This is a genomic window from Yersinia aldovae ATCC 35236 (assembly GCF_000173735.1).
GTDB classification, from domain to species: domain Bacteria; phylum Pseudomonadota; class Gammaproteobacteria; order Enterobacterales; family Enterobacteriaceae; genus Yersinia; species Yersinia aldovae.
In genome coordinates this window covers 123,652-141,615 of sequence record NZ_ACCB01000003.1, presented here as the reverse complement: position 1 = coordinate 141,615, position 17,964 = coordinate 123,652, and the positions used below count along the sequence as shown (strand labels likewise).

Here is a 17,964-nt window from a genome sequence, read left to right as displayed (position 1 = left end):
CATCAGTCTCGATTCGCTCATCCATAAGCAGCCCATACATACGCCGAAACATCTATTTTCAGAGGTGATATAAGGCTTTTATCCTCATCACATAACTGGGCAATAAATTTCATTTAATCTTGAGTTTGAAATTTTTATTCCTCATACTACTTTCAGAAACGCGATTACAGGCACATCTCATTGGTCATTTTTCGGGTCGATACTCAACGTCATTAGAATTGCAGGTAGGCTGCAAGTAGACACATCCCGATAAGCTTACTCAAGGTAAGTGGCTCGGGTAGTAAATCTGCCGAGAGCAGATTTGAACGCAGCTAACACCCCAGCAACTTCAAGGACAAAGGGTATATTTAATACAGAAGGAAATGGGTATGGGTACACAACACAAAGTGCTGGATGTCATTTGTATTGGTCGTATTGCCGTCGATTTTTATGGGCAACAGATCGGTGCCCGGCTGGAAGACACCAGTACATTTGCCAAATATTTGGGGGGTCGTCCGGCAATGTTGCTTATGGGACGGCAATTCAGGGCCTGAGGTCAGGTATGCTGGCGCGTGTGGGTGATGAACATATGGGCCGTTTCCTGCGCGAGGAGCTACAACGTGTTGGAGCCGATACTCAATTTCTGATTACAGATAAACATCGGCTAACTGGTCTGGTCATTCTTGGCATTAAGGATCAAGAGACTTTCCCACTCATTTTTTACCGTGATAACTGCGCAGATATGGCATTAACTCCTGATGATATTGATGAGTCTTATATCTCGTCATCGCGAGCACTGGCCATCACCGGCACACATCTTTCTCACCAGAATACCCGGGCCGCGGTGTTGAAAGCATTGAAATACGCACATAAGCATGGCCTGCGGACAGCGCTGGATATCGATTATCGCCCCGTGTTATGGGGCCTGACGTCACTTGGCGACGGTGAAACACGTTTCATTGAATCGCAGAAAGTGACGCAAGAATTGCAAGAAGTTTTGCATCATTTCAATTTAATTGTCGGCACAGAAGAAGAATTCCACATTGCAGGGGGCAGTACCGATACGCTGATCGCCCTCCAGAATGTACGTAAAGCCACGCAGGCCACACTGGTTTGTAAGCGCGGTGCTCAAGGTTGCTCGGTGTTTGAAGGTGAAATACCGTCCAGTTGGCAGTTAGTCAAATTGCACTCTGGTGTCCGTGTCGAGGTTCTTAATGTGCTAGGTGCCGGTGATGCGTTTATGTCCGGTTTACTGCGTGGATACATCAATGATGAAGGCTGGGAGCAAGCTTGTCGCTATGCAAATGCCTGCGGTGCACTGGTGGTTTCACGTCATGGCTGTGCCCCTGCGATGCCAACAAAAATAGAACTGGATGATTACCTTAGCCGCGAGCATTCTGTTCCGCGACCCGATCGCGACCCCCGACTCAACCACCTGCATCGAGTCACCACACGTAAACAACAGTGGCCAGAGCTTTGTGTGTTTGCTTTTGACCACCGCAAACAGTTGGCTGATATGGCCCATGACGCCGGCGTGAGCGAAGACCGAATTCCTAAACTGAAGACATTGCTACTACGAGCGGCACAGCAAGCGGCCAAAGAGTCTGGGTTGGAGAATAATAGCGGGATTTTGGCCGATACCACTTATGGCCAAGAGGCACTGAATGCCATTACGGGTCAAGGCTGGTGGATAGGCCGCCCAATTGAGCTACCCAGTTCCAGGCCGTTACGGCTTGAGCATGGCAATATTGGTTCACAATTAATCGATTGGCCACTAGAACATGTTGTGAAATGCCTGGTTTTTTATCATCCACACGATAGTGCTGAACTGCGCCAGCAACAAGATGAACTGATTCTTGATGTTTATAGCGGGTGCTGTAAATCCGGGCATGAACTGCTATTGGAAATTATTTTACCTGATGACGATAAAGATAAGGACGAGAGCTACTACATTGAAACTATGGAGCATTTTTATCAGCTTGGTATTCAACCAGACTGGTGGAAGCTACCGCCTTTGAGTGCAGAAAACTGGCAACAGGTGGGTAAACTGCTTGAAACCAATGACCCCTATTGCCGTGGTGTCTTAATTCTTGGTTTAGATTCACCACAAGCGCAACTTAAAGCCGGATTTGCCGCAGCAGCACATGCTCCGTGGGTCAAAGGTTTTGCCGTCGGCCGAACCATTTTCGGCCAGGCATCACGTCAATGGCTGCAAGGCGAATTAGACGATGCCGGGCTGATGACACAAGTGAAACAAAATTACCAAACGTTGATCGGCTATTGGCGTGAATATCGCCCCGCAGTTTGAATTAAAACCTCACTATCGGCGCTGACGTCATTCTGTGTCAGCGCCCTCATTATGCCGCCATCTGCACTGTTTATTGCTCATAAAGCCGCAAAAATCCTGATATCTATCAAACTTAATAAAGGAATATCTTTAGATTTCATCCATTTCTATTAATATGGTTTCGTAAATTAATTAAAGTTACGATGAAATAAAAGCAAATACCAACATCAATAAATGAAATTTTCCAACCATCTGTTAGAATATCTAATAGATAACCCCTGAATTTTCCTCTGCCGTGGGCCGAATGGATGAATAACCCAACTCAACTTTCATTGTTACAAGACCAAATTCGTCAACGTTACGAGACACTAAGTAAGCGCTTAAAACAAGTTGCCCGTTATATATTGGATAATAGTAATAGCATTGCATTTGATACGGTTGCTTCCATTGCGGCTCAAGCCAGTGTACCGCCCTCAACACTCATTCGATTTGCTAATGCCTTTGGTTTCAGTGGCTTTAACGAAATGAAACAGGTATTCCGCCAGCATTTGATGGAGGAAACGGTTAACTATACCGAGCGTGCACGGTTATTCCGTCAAACCTCGACAGATGGCAACACCGCACCAGAAAGCCCATCTGAAATCCTGAATGTTTTTACTATGGTAAACTCACAAGCGCTGCAACAATTGGCACAACAAACCAGTGCAGAACAGTTAGAGCGCGCAGTTGAACTGCTGAAGAATGCTGAAAACATTTACGTAATCGGCCTTCGCCGCTCTTTTAGCGTCGCGTCTTATCTGGCCTATGCGTTACGCCATCTGGAACGTCGCGCTTTCCTGATTGATGGTTTAGGGGGAATGTTCGCTGAACAACTGAGCATGGTGAAACCAAAGGACGTTGTGATAGCCATTAGTTATTCACCCTATGCGCAAGAAGCCTTAGAGTTGGTGGAGCTAGGGGCTAAAAGTGGTGCGCAACAAATTGTAATCACGGATAGCCAAGTTAGCCCATTAGTTGCTTTTAGTGATGTGTGTTTTGTCATAAGAGAGGCACAAATTGATGGATTCCGTTCGCAGGTAGCCTCAATGTGCCTGGCACAGACGCTGGCTGTTTCGCTGGCACTGAATAACGCAAAAGCCTAAGGCACCAAGTAGTATGAACGGGCTTTTTGTATCTGGGAAGTGGGTAGGACTCTCCCTACCCATCCAATTAATACATGACAGAAACTACAGGGCCCTCTCCACGGGATAGTGATCACTGTTGATCCAGGCGTGACCTTTCTCCCATGTAAATTTCCATAGCCGTACCGGCCCTGCCATCACATTTAAATAATAATTGTCGTAACCTGCCAAGGTTGCTACTGGGTGATAGCCTCTTGGTACTTTTACTACGTCACGGTCATAAACCGCCATACACTCATCTAACGAACGATCGTCAGTATAAACTCGCTGCATACAAAAACCCTGCTCAGGGTTCAGCCGATGATAATAAGTTTCTTCGAGGTAGGTTTCATCCGCCGCATTTTCCTGATCGTGTTTATGGCTAGGGTATGAGCTGGTATTTCCCTCATCTGTGTATACCTCGACCACCAGTAAACTGTCAGCCGCCGCATTATCCGGTAAAATATTATGTACCAAACGCTGATTGCGCCCCTTGCCGCGCCGCTCGACACCCACTTCAGCAGGGGTGATCAGGCGGGAAGGCAAATGCCCCTTACCGGGTGCACGACATACCGCCAGCTCTAGATCCGTCTCAGCCACTACCTTCGCATGGTCATGATGCGGAACATACACAGAATAAGGTGGCGTTCGCTCAAACGGGCTCATGCGCTTACCGATATGCGGATATTCTGCTCGCAGAGTTGAGACCGAAGCAATCCCGGAAATCAGTACCAGACAAAGTTCATTATTACGGCAGTCCAGAGTCAGAGTCTTCCCTGCCGTAAGGCGATAAACATCGAACCCGACAAAACGCCAACCCGCATTCTCTGGAGAAATGTGCTGAATACGGCCATTCGCATCCGGTGACTGACATTTGGCAAGCAGTGAAGACATAATGACTCTCCTGTTAATAACATGAAATTATTCAGACCAATACCATCAGACACCATTAGCCTAGCGTAGGCATACTGTATTCGGAAACAGTTTGCTGACCTGTTGGCCAACGGGCTGTGGTTGTTTTCATCCGAGTATAAAAACGCACGCCATCGGTGCCGTGGACATTCAGTGCACCAAATACGGAACGTTTCCAGCCACCAAAACTGTGAAACGCCATCGGCACCGGAACAGGCACATTGACGCCCACCATACCGGCCTGAACCTCATGAGCAAACAAGCGCGCATAATGGCCACTGCTAGTAAAAATGGCACTCCCATTGCCAAACTCATGGCTATTGACCGTCTCAATAGCGGTTTTGTAGTCAGGTACTCTCACAATACCCAGTACTGGGCCAAAGATCTCTTCACGGTAAATTTTCATCTCTGACGTGACATGATCAAACAGCGTGCCGCCTACATAATAGCCATGCTCATAGCCATCAACCTTATAATTACGGCCATCCGTAATCAGTGTCGCCCCCTCTTTCACACCTTGATCAATGTAACCGAGGACTTTTTTCTGATGAGTTGCGGAAATCAATGGCCCCATTTCATTTTCTTCACCACCCTGCTGCAAACCTGGGCCAACACGTAAGCGGGCAATAAGTGGTTTTAGTTTTTCAATTAATTTATCCGCGGTGTCATCACCGACAACAACAGCAATGGGTAACGCCATACAACGTTCGCCCGCCGAACCAAATGCGCCGCCCATCAGCGCATTTACCGTCGCATCCAGATCCGCATCAGGCATGATAATCGCTTGGTTTTTTGCGGCACCAAAGGCTTGAACCCGCTTGCCGTGTGCGCTGGCCGTGGTATAGATATGTTCTGCTACAGTGGACGACCCGACAAAGCTTACCGCCTGAATTCGGGGATCAGTGCAAAGTTGAGCGGCATTTTCATTTGCACAATGTATGACATTGAACACACCATCAGGTAAACCGGCTTCTGTCAGCAACTCAGCCAACCGCACTGATGCCGAAGGATCTACTGCCGGTGGCTTCAGGATGAAGGTATTACCGCAAGTTAATGCCACAGGGAACATCCACATTGGCACCATTGCGGGGAAGTTAAATGGCGTGATCCCGGCCACGACACCCAACGGTTGCATCATTGAGAAGCTATCAACTCCCGTGCCAACATCTGCGGAATATTCGCCTTTCAATAAATGAGGAATACCGCAAGCAAACTCAACAACCTCCAGGCCACGGGTAATTTCGCCCAAAGCATCGGAATAGACTTTACCGTGCTCGCGAACAATCAATTCGGCTAGCTCGTCACGGTGTTGTTCAATCAATACTTTGAAATTAAACATAATACGGGCACGGCGCAAAGGCGTGGTTTGCGACCATCCAGCAAACGCCTGATGAGCAACACCAATAGCCTGACTGACCTCTTCAGCCGTACTTTGCGTAACCTGGCTTTCGACTTTACCGGTGGCTGGATTATGAATATCGGCTGTCTGATTGCTGGAACTCAGGGAATTCTTCCCGCCAATAAAATTGCTCACGATTTTCATGTCTAACCCTCTCTCAATAGCTGCAATCGCAAGGTTCGCTCAAAGTGGCTTTTACCAGACACCTCATTCCTAACGGACCATACGCTCAATCAATAAGGGCTATCTTGTTGTGGGACCAAAATAGCCGGCAAGGCGGCCAGCCGCCAAACGAGCAAGAAACCAGCCGATATGCAGATCTTATGCTATTGAAAAAAAAGTTTCAAATAACTTTCTTTGGAAATTTTGTTTTGTGCGATGTATCGCAAGTTCCTGCAAGTGCAACAAACAATAACCCAAAAAGCCAGATGGCCCGCGCAGTAAGCTCATCAAGCTGAAATGTCTTAGTATCTTGCTATAAATAAGCTGCTAATATTAAAAAAACAGCCTGACTAATGAGAATGAGAGCGCTTTTGCAGTCTGCAATTTGAGCTGAATCGAAAAATTAATATTCCGTTATTTAATATAAATGAAATAAATGTTTTCATTTGATGCGACACCAAGAAGAGACTTCTCACCCGGATTTACCACAGCAGGAGCAGATCACCATGTCCATCGCGCAAAGCCGTTTCTGTATTAATCGCAAAATTGCCCCAAAACTCAGCATTGAGAGATTTTTCCATCTGGTCAAAAAGTGTGGCTTGAATAAGGTTGAGCTACGTAACGATATGACAGGTGGCAAAGTAACTGACGACCTCACCATTGCACAACTCAATGCACTGGCAGATGAATACGAAATTGAAATCATTACTATTAATGCATTGCAATATTTCAACCTGCCTGAGCAACAAATTACTCTGCTCCAAGAGGCCGAAGCCCTATTGAAACTGGCACGAGATATCAATTGCGGCGGGATCATTCTATGCCCAAACTGTAGTGCCAGTGACCGGCGTTCAGCAGAGCAAAAAGAACAAAATACGTTAGATGCGTTACTGCTGTTGGCCCCCTGTTTAAAAAATATCAGGTCACCGGATTGATTGAGCCATTAGGTTTCGGTATTAGTTCATTGCGTTCTCATCTGTTAACGCAAACCATTCTTCGCAAATCGGCAGCCCCTTACAAAATGGTCTTGGATACTTTCCATTACTATCTAAGTGATATCGCTCAAGCTGAATTTGATGCACACATTGACGTCGATACCATTGGCTTGGTGCATCTTTCCGGCGTCGAAGAAACACGCTTAAAATCCATGCTGACCGATGAAGACCGCATCATGCTTAGCGCTCAAGACAAACTTAACAGTAAACAACAAGTCGCTAATCTTGAACGACTTGGCTACAAGGGGATATATGCTTTTGAACCATTCTCATCACAACTGAACATATGGTCAGAGGCCGATATTGAGCGAGAGATTCATCAAAGCATTGCCTATTTGCAAAGTTGATAGCTCTGATTTAAATCCCGGCCCGGTGTATTGATAGTTAATTCCATCGGTAAATCTGGCCGACTAAAGAGTATGCACATTGTTGAATATTAAAAAAGAAGGGATACTTTTGATGCGTTTCCCTTCTCTGCTAAGAATAGCAAAACATATAATCACCAATTGTTTTTATTATATTCAGTTGGTTATGAGTATTACCTTATATCTCCTTGTTGTTACCACAAATCGGCAAACCGCCTTGTTAAGTTGCGACCTTCTGAAATGGTAGCTATCGAGCGAACAGCCAAAACGTAGCTAATACAAAGCTCCGGCATGTCCAACTCAAACTCTTTATCGCTCCCAAGTTTATCCATTATTACTGTGTAATGGCCAACTCATGCAGTACCCGCAGACAGTCAGCCTGAGAGCTTCATGTTCTGCGCTGCGCCAAAAACTGTCATTTTCACCAGGTGTTATGGGTGAAATATTACGTTGTGCGCAAACTTTACTTTTGCTTCACAGTCGCCAATGCTTGCGCACAAGCCCATGCAGAACTCCATGCCCATTGGAAGTTATAACCGCCCAACCAACCGGAGACATCAACCACTTCGCCAATAAAGTACAATCCTGGCACTTTATGGGTCTCCATCGTTTTGGAAGATAGCTCCTGCGTGTCCACACCGCCGATGGTGACCTCGGCGGTACGGTAACCTTCTGTTCCATTAGGTTGTACCCGCCATTGCTGAAGATTTGTCACCAGTACTGCCTGTTGCGGTGCATTTAATTGTTTCAGCGTGACATCCGGTAGTTGTTCCAATGTCTGTAGGCACTCCACCAACCGTTTAGGTAACAACTGTGCCAAAGTATTCTTTAGCGTCTGATTAGGATGCGCTTGTCGCTCATTATTGAGGAAGGTATCTAAATCGGTGTCAGGAAGTAAGTTAATGCTCACATACTCCCCAGCTTGCCAATAGCTAGATAGTTGCAAGATAGCTGGCCCAGAAAGTCCACGATGAGTAAATAAAATACTCTCACGGAAGCAGACACCATTTTCCGCAGTGACCACTGCCGGAACTGAAACACCAGAGAGCGTTTGCAAGTGGTCTAGCAACGGTTTATGCAGGGTGAAAGGCACCAATGCCGCGCGGGTCGGTAATACTTTCAAACCAAACTGTTCTGCCAGCTTGTAACCGAATGGTGAAGCCCCTAATCCAGGCATAGACAAGCCACCAGAAGCAACCACCAGTGAGTTAGTGCTCACTTTCATATCATTAATATCTAATACGAAACCGGTGTCACTCTTCTCAACCGACAGAATATTGCAACGTAACCGGACAGTGATTTGTCCCAGCTCACACTCTTTCAATAGCAGCTCAACGACTTGTTGAGCTGAGTCGTCGCAGAACAACTGCCCCAACGTCTTTTCATGCCAGGCAATGCCATAGCGATTCATCAGGTCGATGAAATCCCATTGGGTATAACGTGCCAGTGCCGATTTACAAAAGTGAGGGTTCTGTGACAGATAGGCCGCAGGTTCGACAAACATATTGGTGAAATTGCACCGGCCACCACCTGACATCAGTATCTTACGGCCCGCTTTTTTGCCGTTATCCACCAACAGCACACGGCATCCAGCTTGCCCGGCTTGAGCTGCACAAAACAACCCCGCAGCACCCGCACCTATCACTACCACATCAAACTGTTCCACACTGGGCCTCATTGAGTAAAATCATCATCGCTGCAAAATTGCCCACTTTTAGCGGGTTATCGTAATATTTAGTACATTCAACCGACAAATTAACGGCGAGAGATTGTAAGTCGCGCACCGAAAGTAAACCATAGTAAGAAAATGTCTCATAGGGTAAAACCAAGTAACTTGCTGATATAACATACATATATGGCTCGCAAGCACCATTTTATCTGCAGTCATGTCAAAAAAAGGTCATATTTTCCTTTTCCCCACCCCCCATTGTCACTGATAATGCGCCGCGTTCATGTCCACAAACTGGCGTAACACTTATGCTACATCTTTTCGCTGGCCTGGATTTCCATACCGGCCTAATGTTAGTTCTTGCTTTGTTGTTCGTGCTGTTTTACGAAGCCATCAATGGTTTTCATGATACAGCCAATGCGGTTGCGACCGTAATCTATACCCGTGCCATGCGTTCACAGGTTGCTGTGGTGATGGCAGGGGTGTTTAATTTCCTCGGCGTGATGCTGGGTGGCCTGAGCGTGGCTTATGCCATTGTTCATTTACTGCCTACTGATCTGCTGTTAAACGTGAGTTCGGCACACGGGTTGGCCATGGTCTTCTCGATGCTACTGGCGGCGATTATCTGGAATTTGGGTACTTGGTATTTCGGTATCCCGGCCTCCAGTTCTCATACGCTGATTGGTGCTATCATCGGTATTGGTTTAACCAATGCATTAATGACCAGTACATCTGTAGTGGATGCACTGAACGTTCCTAAGATGATACAAATCTTCCTGTCATTAATCTTATCCCCGATTGTGGGTTTGGTTATTGCGGGCTTGATGGTGTTCCTGTTACGTCGTTACTGGAACGGAACCAAGAAGCAGCAACGTATTCATCTGACCCCCGCTGAACGTGAAAAGAAAGACGGTAAACGTAAACCGCCATTCTGGACCCGTACTGCACTGATCATTTCAGCTATCGGCGTGAGTTTCTCTCACGGCGCTAACGATGGTCAGAAGGGAATTGGCTTGATCATGCTGGTATTAATCGGCGTTGCTCCGGCCGGGTTTGTCGTGAATATGAATGCAACGGGTTATGATATTGCACGCACCCGCGATGCAGTGACCCATTTGCAACAATTCTATCAGCAACACGGTGAAGTATTACCTCATGCCGTCGCGTTGAAACCACTGGTTCCTGCACCGGAAGCGCTGCCGGATACACCGACACAATTCCATTGTGACAACTCACGAGCCATGATCGCTATTGACCATGCACAGGCGCTGCTGACGAATCTGCAAAGCTATGACGACCTGACGGTCGATCAACGCAGCCATATGCGCCGCTTGCTGATGTGCGTCGCAGAAACCGCAGGGACTGTTGCCAAGCTGCCAGAAACCAACGCGGAAAACCGCCGTTTCCTTAACAATCTGCGTAAAGATCTGTTGGAAACTGTGGAATATGCACCAACCTGGATTATCGTCGCCGTCGCTCTGGCCCTCTCTTTGGGTACTATGATCGGCTGGAAACGTGTGGCAGTGACCATCGGTGAGAAAATCGGTAAGAAAGGCATGACTTACGCACAAGGGGTTTCTGCCCAGATGACTGCGGCGGTCTCTATCGGTATTGCAAGTTATACCGGTATGCCAGTATCGACGACTCAAGTGCTCTCTTCAGCGGTTGCCGGAACCATGTTGGTTGATGGCGGAGGCGTGCAGAGTAAGACGGTGAAGAACATTATGTTGGCATGGGTCTTAACCTTACCAATCTCTATTGTTCTTTCCGGTGGATTATACTGGGTGGCACTGAAGTTCATCTAAGCTCGGTTAAACGTATTGTATCCCGTTGCGCCTTGGTGCGTAACGGTGATACAGCCAGGCTGTGATAAGTAAAAAGGCGGCCTAATCAGGCCGCCTTTTTTAACTCTTTTCTGCCGATAATTCATACTAATACCACAACATTAAAGCCACCAAACTAACGACTATCAAGCCACACAATGCACTGGTTAATATAAACTGGCCGCGTAATCTCTCACAACGACGGATAAATTCTGGATCATGATGATCAAGATAACGTTGCGCAAAGATATAACCGACCAATCTAATCTGTTTGCTTGGCTGGCCGTGAGAAGTGAAAAATCCGCCCCCATCGACATATTGATACAGCAACGGGTCACAGCCACGCAATACGACTAACAAGGCACGTAGAGATGAGAAATACCGTGCCATATTAATCACACATACCACACACAAAGCCCAAAAAAGCGCGACGGTACTGATCATAATCATCCTCCCAGCGATATCATACGCACCAGATCTATTGCTCTGAACCCTTGCGCTATCGCTCACTCTAGCCGATACAAACACCCCCAAGGCTTCAAAAGTCACCCCCTATCGTTCATTTTGTTGACCGTGGATCGACGCGCATTTAATCGACACACTATTCGAACGTGTAGGACTCCCTTTATGAGTGTAGGAAATGAAATGGAAAATAGCCTGATAATCTCTAATTTAGGACTATTTCTTCTTTTGTTAAGCACCGATTAATTTTAACTTATAGATAAATTATGTAGCATATAATGGCTGGCAAACCAGATAAAGACCGGTTAAATATTAATCTTCCTTAACTAAATTACATTTATGTTACTTACCAATCTTGTAATTTATATGTACATAGCAAATATGAAATTCCCTTAATCAGGTGGGTTTATCAGCGCTATACTTAAATACAATGATCCGCGTTGAATTCAATCAGCCAGGTTTACTCAGGGGCAATTATCGATAGGATTTGGTCACTTCTTGGTGTAAAACAGCATAGAGTTACTTTAGTGATCATCATCAAAACAGTGTGTTGTGATCCATGAAACACTTCGGTTAGGGGTCATAATGATACTATGCAGATATCGCGTTAGCACCCGTTCGGCAGGTTGAATGTTTGCTTACCCATTAATTAACATTATGGAAGGAGTTTACTTATGGCTTACAAACACATTCTGATTGCGGTTGATCTCTCTCCGGAAAGCAAGGTGTTGGTGGAAAAAGCGGTTTCGATGGCCAGACCGTACAATGCCAAAGTTTCCCTGATCCATGTCGATGTTAACTACTCTGATCTCTACACCGGCCTTATTGATGTCAATCTTGGTGATATGCAAAAACGCATCTCTGAAGAAACCCACAATGCGCTAACCGAGCTTTCGCAAAATGCAGGTTACCCCATTGAGCAAACCCTCAGTGGTAGCGGCGATTTAGGGCAGGTATTGGTTGATGCCATTAAGAAATACGATATGGACTTGGTGTTATGCGGCCATCATCAAGATTTCTGGAGCAAACTGATGTCTTCAGCACGCCAGCTCATCAATACCGTGCACGTCGATATGCTCATTGTGCCACTGCGCGATGACGACGGCGAAGACGATTAAATTTCACGAATATAAACCTGTTTAGCTTAAACGCCCGCCCCTTGCGGGCGTTTTTAATGGTGGGTTCTCCCCGCCACTCATTGATAACCCAGCTAAGTTTTTGTCAAAATCCCTTGCTGTATGAATATAAACCAGTGATATAGTCGATGATGCACAACATCGTCTCCTCACTATTTTTATAATAATAATCGTTCGAAAGAATTGTCGGGAGAGTCTTAATTGGTACAAGGAATTCGTGATGAATGGTTTAACCTCTCTGGAGTCATTTTTAGAATCTTTACAACAACGTGATGCCAACCAACCAGAATATCTCCAGGCCGTGCGTGAAGTTTTTACGTCGCTTTGGCCCTTTCTGGAGCAAAACCCCCATTACCGAGAACAAAGCCTGCTGGAGCGTTTAGTCGAGCCAGAGCGTGTGATTCAGTTCCGTGTCGCCTGGAGTGACGATCAGGGTAAAGTTCAGGTTAACCGCGCCTGGCGGGTGCAGTTTAGTTCAGCCATTGGCCCTTATAAGGGCGGGATGCGTTTCCACCCTTCAGTAAACTTATCAATCCTTAAATTTCTCGGTTTTGAGCAGACGTTTAAAAACGCCCTGACCACCCTGCCAATGGGCGGCGGCAAAGGCGGTTCTGATTTTAATCCAAAAGGAAAAAGTCAAGCTGAAGTGATGCGTTTTTGTCAGGCGCTGATGACCGAGCTTTACCGTCATCTCGGCCCGGATACCGATATTCCGGCCGGTGATATTGGTGTCGGTGGGCGTGAAGTGGCCTTTATGGCCGGTATGATGAAAAAATTATCGAATAACACCTCTTGCGTCTTCACCGGTAAAGGACTTTCCTTTGGTGGCAGCTTGATTCGCCCTGAAGCCACAGGTTACGGCTTGGTCTATTTCACTGACGCCATGCTAAAACGCCACGGTTTAGGTTTTGAAGGGCGGAAAGTCTCGGTTTCCGGTGCCGGTAACGTGGCGCAATACACCATTGAAAAAGCGATGGCATTGGGTGCGCGAGTGATTACGGCCTCAGACTCCGGTGGTACCGTGGTTGACGAAGCGGGTTTCACGCCAGAAAAACTGGCTCATTTGGCTGAGATTAAAAACAAACGTTATGGCAGTATCGAAGATTATGCCCGCGAACGTAATCTGGTCTATTTAGCCAACCAACAGCCGTGGAGTGTGCCGGTTGATATCGCCCTGCCTTGCGCAACTCAGAACGAGCTGGATCTACCTGCTGCGCGTCTGCTGATTGCCAATGGGGTTAAAGCCGTGGCCGAAGGCGCTAATATGCCAACGACCATTCAGGCTACTGATGCTTTCCTCGATGCCGGTGTACTGTTTGCACCAGGTAAAGCCGCTAATGCCGGTGGCGTTGCAACCTCCGGCCTGGAAATGGCACAGAATGCGGCTCGCTTGAGCTGGAAGTCAGAGAAAGTTGATGTCCGCTTGCATCATATCATGCTGGATATTCACCAATCTTGTGTCGAATATGGCGGAGAAGGTAAGCAAACTCACTATGTTCATGGCGCTAATATTGCCGCCTTTGTCAAAGTGGCCGATGCTATGCTGGCCCAAGGCGTGCTGTAAATAATAAAACTCCCATATTCTTTGAGATAAATATTGATAAGAATATGGGATTATACCCAATTACATTCACCACTCGTATTTATATACGTTAACTCATTAATATTAAAATCTCTCTTTAAGATTTCACTTATTTAAAATAGAAATCTCATCAGTAATATCTAACCGCACTAATAAATATCAAAGTATATTATTTTAAATCATTACAGGATGTAAGTATTCATGGAAGAGATAAGAAACGTTATTGATAATAAGTTACGAAATATAAAGCACGCAACAATACCTTATAATGAAAAATGGAAAACAAAAAAAGGCGATAGTATCCCTGTTGTAACTTATTCATTTCCCGAGAGTATTCCAAGTAACTATTATTATTATGAACTCAACCATAAAATCCCAATATCGTCTCTTAATCAGTTGCAGATTGACCAAGCAAAATCCACGTTCAGGAATATATCAGATGTAGCAAATATAAGTTTTACTGAAGTTAAATATACTGAAGTTAATATTCCTATCGTCAATTTCCACCCAGAGAATTACATTAGTGTCGGGGGTTTCGCATATTATCCCAATGCTGGTGAATTCACCCCCGTATGTATTAATGCTGATGTCTCAGAGAATCTTGCCCCCACTCACTTAAACAGTGGCGGTCACGTTATCGTTCATGAAATCTTACATGCTGTTGGTTTGAAGCATACTCATGACACCGCTGGATTGACGCAACGAGAAAGTGTTATGAGCTATTTCTCTGAGCAATATTCAGGTGCCAACTATGGTGGGCATCATGTATCCACGCCACAACTGTATGATATCGCTGCACTCCAATACCTTTATGGTGCCAATATGCACACCCGCACGGGTCATGATATTTATACCTATTCACACCACACGCCAATACTCTGTATATGGGATGCAGGTGGGACTGATATGCTTGATTATTCTGATCAAAACCAAGATCAAGTTATCAACCTTACCGCAGGGAGTTTCTCTAACGTAGGTGGATTAGCAGGGAATGTCTCTATTGCCTATGGCGTAGTGATTGAGAATGCCATTGGCGGTAGTGGCAATGATGAATTGCTTGGTAATGAAAGTGTTAATGTTCTGGCTAGCGGAGGCGGCGACGATAAATTATCTGGCGGCGGCGGTGCCGACCAACTTTGGGGCGGCAAAGGGCATGATACTTTTATCTACCGTCGTGCTGAGGATTCTTTAACCACATCATCTGACACTATTCATGATTTTGAAGTGGGCAAAGATAAAATCGATTTATCGGCTCTTTCTCTACAGGAGAATAAGATTAGGCTAGCGGATAAACTCAGCTTTAGCGGTTATACCGAGATAGTGCAGCAGTATGATGATATTTCTAATATTACCTATCTGATGATTGATTTTAATCCTCAAGTTAGCAAATGCGATATGATGATAAAACTAACGGGTAAACATCAACTATCTTTAAATAACTTTATATTTACCCCACGACTGGCCGTATAGCGTTCAGATATATAATTAAATTAATATATGTTGCCTTGTTATTTACGGCAACATATACCACGCCATTTATCCTATATAACCCATAAAATAACAACAAAAAATATATCTAATAAACACAAAGTATAATACTAAACATTTTTTCATTATTATATTGAGGTATTCCATTAAACATACAATAGAGGACACGATGGAAAACCATCAAGGAAAATACTTAGACACGACTAATATCGAACTAGAACCAACTTATATTTATAGGGATGAAGATATTATCACCCCTAGCTTGGGTAAAGAAAATGCCGTTAAAATAATGACCAGATATACCTACTTTAAATCTGACAGCAAACAGATAAAAACATTTTACTACGCATTTACCACACCAAAATTCAATAGGGTACTGCATGTAAATAAAGATAAATATTCTGGACTCGTCAGTATTGATGAGGGAAAACGAGAGTATATAAGAAAAGCACTACTACTCTGGGCTGAAGTAGCGAATATTGAATTCATTGAAATACCTGAGAATGAGATAAATAAAGGTGACATTACTTTCTCTGCTTTTAAGTTAGCGGCTACTCCACTAGAATTACGCGATAGTGAGAATGAAGAATATGGCAGTGCAGATAAAGAATATATGATAGATGATTATGAAGAATCTGTTACCGTAGGATTTACTTTCTGGGGTGAGTCAGAGATATGGTTAAATGATGCTGGCAATATACTTGCCGATTTGTCACCACAATCGGATGCGCAAGTGACTGTACTACATGAAATCGGTCATGTTTTAGGTTTAAACCATCCGTTTTACGATAATAATGCATTGAAAAACAATACTAAGTTACCAATAACTCATTATGACAATACTATACAGTATTCCCTCATGTCATATACTTCAGAATATTTATCAACAGCATCTTTTTTAACTGATGAAGAAAATGAAGAAAATGAAGAAAATAAGAAAAAAAATTGAGGAAGACGATCATCACGATTTAAAAGTTCGCTGTCCATCAGGGCCACAACTCTATGACGTTGCTACAATTCAATATCTTTATGGTGCAAACCATAAAACCCGTACTGGTGATGATATCTATGGATTCAACGGTAATACCGGACATTCATTTTTAACGTTGGAGAATGAAAAACAACAAATAGTGCATTGTATTTGGGATGCAGATGGCAATGATACTCTTGATTTTTCAGGCTATAGTGTAGATCAAATAATTGATCTCAGGCCAGGGCATTTCTCATGCACCGGTGGATTATATTATAATGTTTCCATCGCTTTTAATACATTTATTGAAAATGCCATTGGTGGCAGTGGTGATGATTACTTAAAAGGTAATAAAGGAAATAACACCCTGAAAGGGGAAAGTGGCAATGATGAGTTAGAGGGGGGCGCTGGGGCTGATGACTTATGGGGGGGCAATGGATACGATATATATATCTATTCAAGTACTCATGACTCCACATCAACTTCCACCGATACCCTACATGATTTTGAAGCAGGTAAAGATAAAATTGATTTATCTGGAATATTACTGTCTAACAGTGATGTTACCGTGGTGAGAAATGCCAGCTCTGGTAGTCAAACGGAAATTCTCCAAAAATATGATGATATAAATCATATTACTTATCTGATGATTGATTTTGACCAAAGTAAATATGAGTGCGATATGATGATAAAACTCACGGGTAGACATCAACTGTCTTTAAATGATTTTATATTTACCCCGCAAATAATCGCATAATTTTATTTTTTTAAAATAAAGAACTTAAGCTGCTGCAAGTTATCACAGCAGCTTGTATTAAGGACGATGGGTATAGAGATCAAAACGATGGCTTTTGGTGGTCACTGCGGCCTGAGCCGCAACACCTGCCAGCGGTTCGGCATAATCAGGGCGCTTAACCACCACCCGCTTAGTTGCCAATGCGCGTGCCGGGGCCAATAAACCATCCGCATCTTCATCGGCTCCTACCAGCGATTGAAACACCCGCATCTCCTTTTTGACCAAGGCACTTTTCTGCCGGTGCGGGTACATCGGATCGAGATAAACCACCTCTGGTCGCGGCTCAATATCAGCCAACGCGGTTAAGCTGGAAGCATGTAGCAGCGTCAGCCGCTCACGCAGCCACGGGCCAATCTCACCATCCTGATAACCACGGCGCAAGCCATCATCCAGTAATGCGGCAACCACCGGATTACGCTCCAGCATCTGCACACGGCAACCCAGTGCCGCCAATACAAAAGCATCTCGCCCAAGGCCTGCGGTGGCATCGACGACGTGCGGAAGGTAGCCTTTTTTGATGCCGACAGCTTTGGCGACAGCCTCACCGCGCCCACCACCGAACTTACGACGATGAGCCTGTGTACCGGAGACGAAGTCAACATAAATACCGCCGAGTTTCGGCTCGTCCCGCTTGCGCAGTTCGAGGCGTTCCGGCGTCAGTACCAGCGCCATAATAGCCTGCTCGTCTGACACCAAGCCCCAGCGTTCAGCCAGAATAGACAAGGCGCCGGGATCGGCGCCTGCTTCAGACAATAAACAAATACTTACCTGTGACACAT

General features: G+C 45.1%; 12 protein-coding genes and 2 pseudogenes. 9 read left to right on the top strand and 5 right to left on the bottom strand.

What is annotated here, in order from left to right:
• The first annotated feature begins 368 nt into the window (after positions 1-368).
• Both YALDO0001_RS02680 and YALDO0001_RS02675 read left to right on the top strand, forming a co-directional pair.
• Positions 369-2,287: pseudogene (locus YALDO0001_RS02680) on the top strand (bifunctional 5-dehydro-2-deoxygluconokinase/5-dehydro-2-deoxyphosphogluconate aldolase).
• 287 nt (positions 2,288-2,574) lie between these two features.
• Positions 2,575-3,408 carry a MurR/RpiR family transcriptional regulator gene (locus YALDO0001_RS02675; protein ID WP_004699613.1) on the top strand — a complete coding sequence of 278 codons (834 nt, stop codon included), beginning with the start codon at positions 2,575-2,577 and terminating at the stop codon, positions 3,406-3,408.
• A gap of 84 nt (positions 3,409-3,492) precedes the next feature.
• On the opposite strand, the gene iolB is transcribed toward YALDO0001_RS02675, so the two are convergent.
• Both iolB and YALDO0001_RS02665 read right to left on the bottom strand, forming a co-directional pair.
• Entirely contained in the window at positions 3,493-4,320 is an 828-nt protein-coding gene (iolB, locus tag YALDO0001_RS02670; RefSeq protein ID WP_004699611.1) for a 5-deoxy-glucuronate isomerase, read from the bottom strand.
• Positions 4,321-4,375: 55 nt separating this feature from the next.
• Entirely contained in the window at positions 4,376-5,881 is a 1,506-nt protein-coding gene (locus tag YALDO0001_RS02665) for a CoA-acylating methylmalonate-semialdehyde dehydrogenase (protein ID WP_004699609.1), read from the bottom strand.
• Between the two features lie 524 nt (positions 5,882-6,405).
• On the opposite strand from YALDO0001_RS02665, the pseudogene YALDO0001_RS02660 reads away from it, so the two are divergent.
• Positions 6,406-7,241, top strand: a pseudogene (locus YALDO0001_RS02660) (sugar phosphate isomerase/epimerase family protein).
• Between the two features lie 481 nt (positions 7,242-7,722).
• On the opposite strand, the gene YALDO0001_RS02655 reads toward YALDO0001_RS02660, so the two are convergent.
• Positions 7,723-8,925, bottom strand: a complete 1,203-nt coding sequence (locus YALDO0001_RS02655) for a BaiN/RdsA family NAD(P)/FAD-dependent oxidoreductase (RefSeq protein ID WP_004699603.1) — start codon at positions 8,923-8,925, stop codon at positions 7,723-7,725.
• Between the two features lie 311 nt (positions 8,926-9,236).
• On the opposite strand from YALDO0001_RS02655, the gene pitA reads away from it, so the two are divergent.
• The gene (gene pitA, locus YALDO0001_RS02650) at positions 9,237-10,733 is read left to right on the top strand and encodes an inorganic phosphate transporter PitA (RefSeq protein WP_004699601.1); all 1,497 of its coding nucleotides are present in this window, start codon (positions 9,237-9,239) and stop codon (positions 10,731-10,733) included.
• Between the two features lie 126 nt (positions 10,734-10,859).
• Here pitA and uspB read toward each other — a convergent pair whose 3' ends face one another.
• Complete coding sequence (uspB, locus tag YALDO0001_RS02645) at positions 10,860-11,195, bottom strand: universal stress protein UspB (protein ID WP_004699600.1); 336 nt, start codon at positions 11,193-11,195, stop codon at positions 10,860-10,862.
• 692 nt (positions 11,196-11,887) lie between these two features.
• Here uspB and uspA point away from each other — a divergent pair.
• From uspA to YALDO0001_RS02625, 5 genes are all read left to right on the top strand, one after another.
• Entirely contained in the window at positions 11,888-12,331 is a 444-nt protein-coding gene (gene uspA, locus YALDO0001_RS02640; protein WP_004699598.1) for a universal stress protein UspA, read from the top strand.
• 238 nt (positions 12,332-12,569) lie between these two features.
• A complete protein-coding gene (gene gdhA / locus YALDO0001_RS02635) occupies positions 12,570-13,913 on the top strand; it encodes an NADP-specific glutamate dehydrogenase (RefSeq protein ID WP_004699597.1) in 1,344 nt (447 codons plus the stop codon).
• A gap of 219 nt (positions 13,914-14,132) precedes the next feature.
• Complete coding sequence (locus YALDO0001_RS02630; protein WP_004699596.1) at positions 14,133-15,401, top strand: M10 family metallopeptidase; 1,269 nt, start codon at positions 14,133-14,135, stop codon at positions 15,399-15,401.
• A gap of 187 nt (positions 15,402-15,588) precedes the next feature.
• The gene (locus YALDO0001_RS19650) at positions 15,589-16,368 is read left to right on the top strand and encodes a matrixin family metalloprotease (protein WP_004699595.1); all 780 of its coding nucleotides are present in this window, start codon (positions 15,589-15,591) and stop codon (positions 16,366-16,368) included.
• Positions 16,325-17,146: a M10 family metallopeptidase C-terminal domain-containing protein gene (locus tag YALDO0001_RS02625; protein ID WP_084742728.1), complete on the top strand. Its 822-nt coding sequence runs from the start codon at positions 16,325-16,327 to the stop codon at positions 17,144-17,146. The genes YALDO0001_RS19650 and YALDO0001_RS02625 overlap by 44 nt, the downstream gene beginning before the upstream one ends.
• Before the next feature lie 57 nt (positions 17,147-17,203).
• On the opposite strand, the gene rsmJ is transcribed toward YALDO0001_RS02625, so the two are convergent.
• Positions 17,204-17,962, bottom strand: coding sequence for a 16S rRNA (guanine(1516)-N(2))-methyltransferase RsmJ (rsmJ, locus tag YALDO0001_RS02620; RefSeq protein WP_042547442.1), 759 nt, complete (start codon positions 17,960-17,962; stop codon positions 17,204-17,206).
• Positions 17,963-17,964: the final 2 nt, after the last annotated feature.

What these genes read in the sequence shown, in the direction of transcription:
- uspB (WP_004699600.1), bottom strand. Translation starts at nt 11,195, where the DNA reads ATGATCAGTACCGTCGCGCTTTTTTGGGCTTTGTGTGTGGTATGTGTG.
- gdhA (WP_004699597.1), top strand. Translation starts at nt 12,570, where the DNA reads ATGAATGGTTTAACCTCTCTGGAGTCATTTTTAGAATCTTTACAACAA.
- iolB (WP_004699611.1), bottom strand. Translation starts at nt 4,320, where the DNA reads ATGTCTTCACTGCTTGCCAAATGTCAGTCACCGGATGCGAATGGCCGT.
- YALDO0001_RS02675 (WP_004699613.1), top strand. Translation starts at nt 2,575, where the DNA reads ATGAATAACCCAACTCAACTTTCATTGTTACAAGACCAAATTCGTCAA.
- YALDO0001_RS02625 (WP_084742728.1), top strand. Translation starts at nt 16,325, where the DNA reads ATGAAGAAAATGAAGAAAATGAAGAAAATAAGAAAAAAAATTGAGGAA.
- YALDO0001_RS02630 (WP_004699596.1), top strand. Translation starts at nt 14,133, where the DNA reads ATGGAAGAGATAAGAAACGTTATTGATAATAAGTTACGAAATATAAAG.
- YALDO0001_RS02665 (WP_004699609.1), bottom strand. Translation starts at nt 5,881, where the DNA reads ATGAAAATCGTGAGCAATTTTATTGGCGGGAAGAATTCCCTGAGTTCC.
- YALDO0001_RS19650 (WP_004699595.1), top strand. Translation starts at nt 15,589, where the DNA reads ATGGAAAACCATCAAGGAAAATACTTAGACACGACTAATATCGAACTA.
- uspA (WP_004699598.1), top strand. Translation starts at nt 11,888, where the DNA reads ATGGCTTACAAACACATTCTGATTGCGGTTGATCTCTCTCCGGAAAGC.
- pitA (WP_004699601.1), top strand. Translation starts at nt 9,237, where the DNA reads ATGCTACATCTTTTCGCTGGCCTGGATTTCCATACCGGCCTAATGTTA.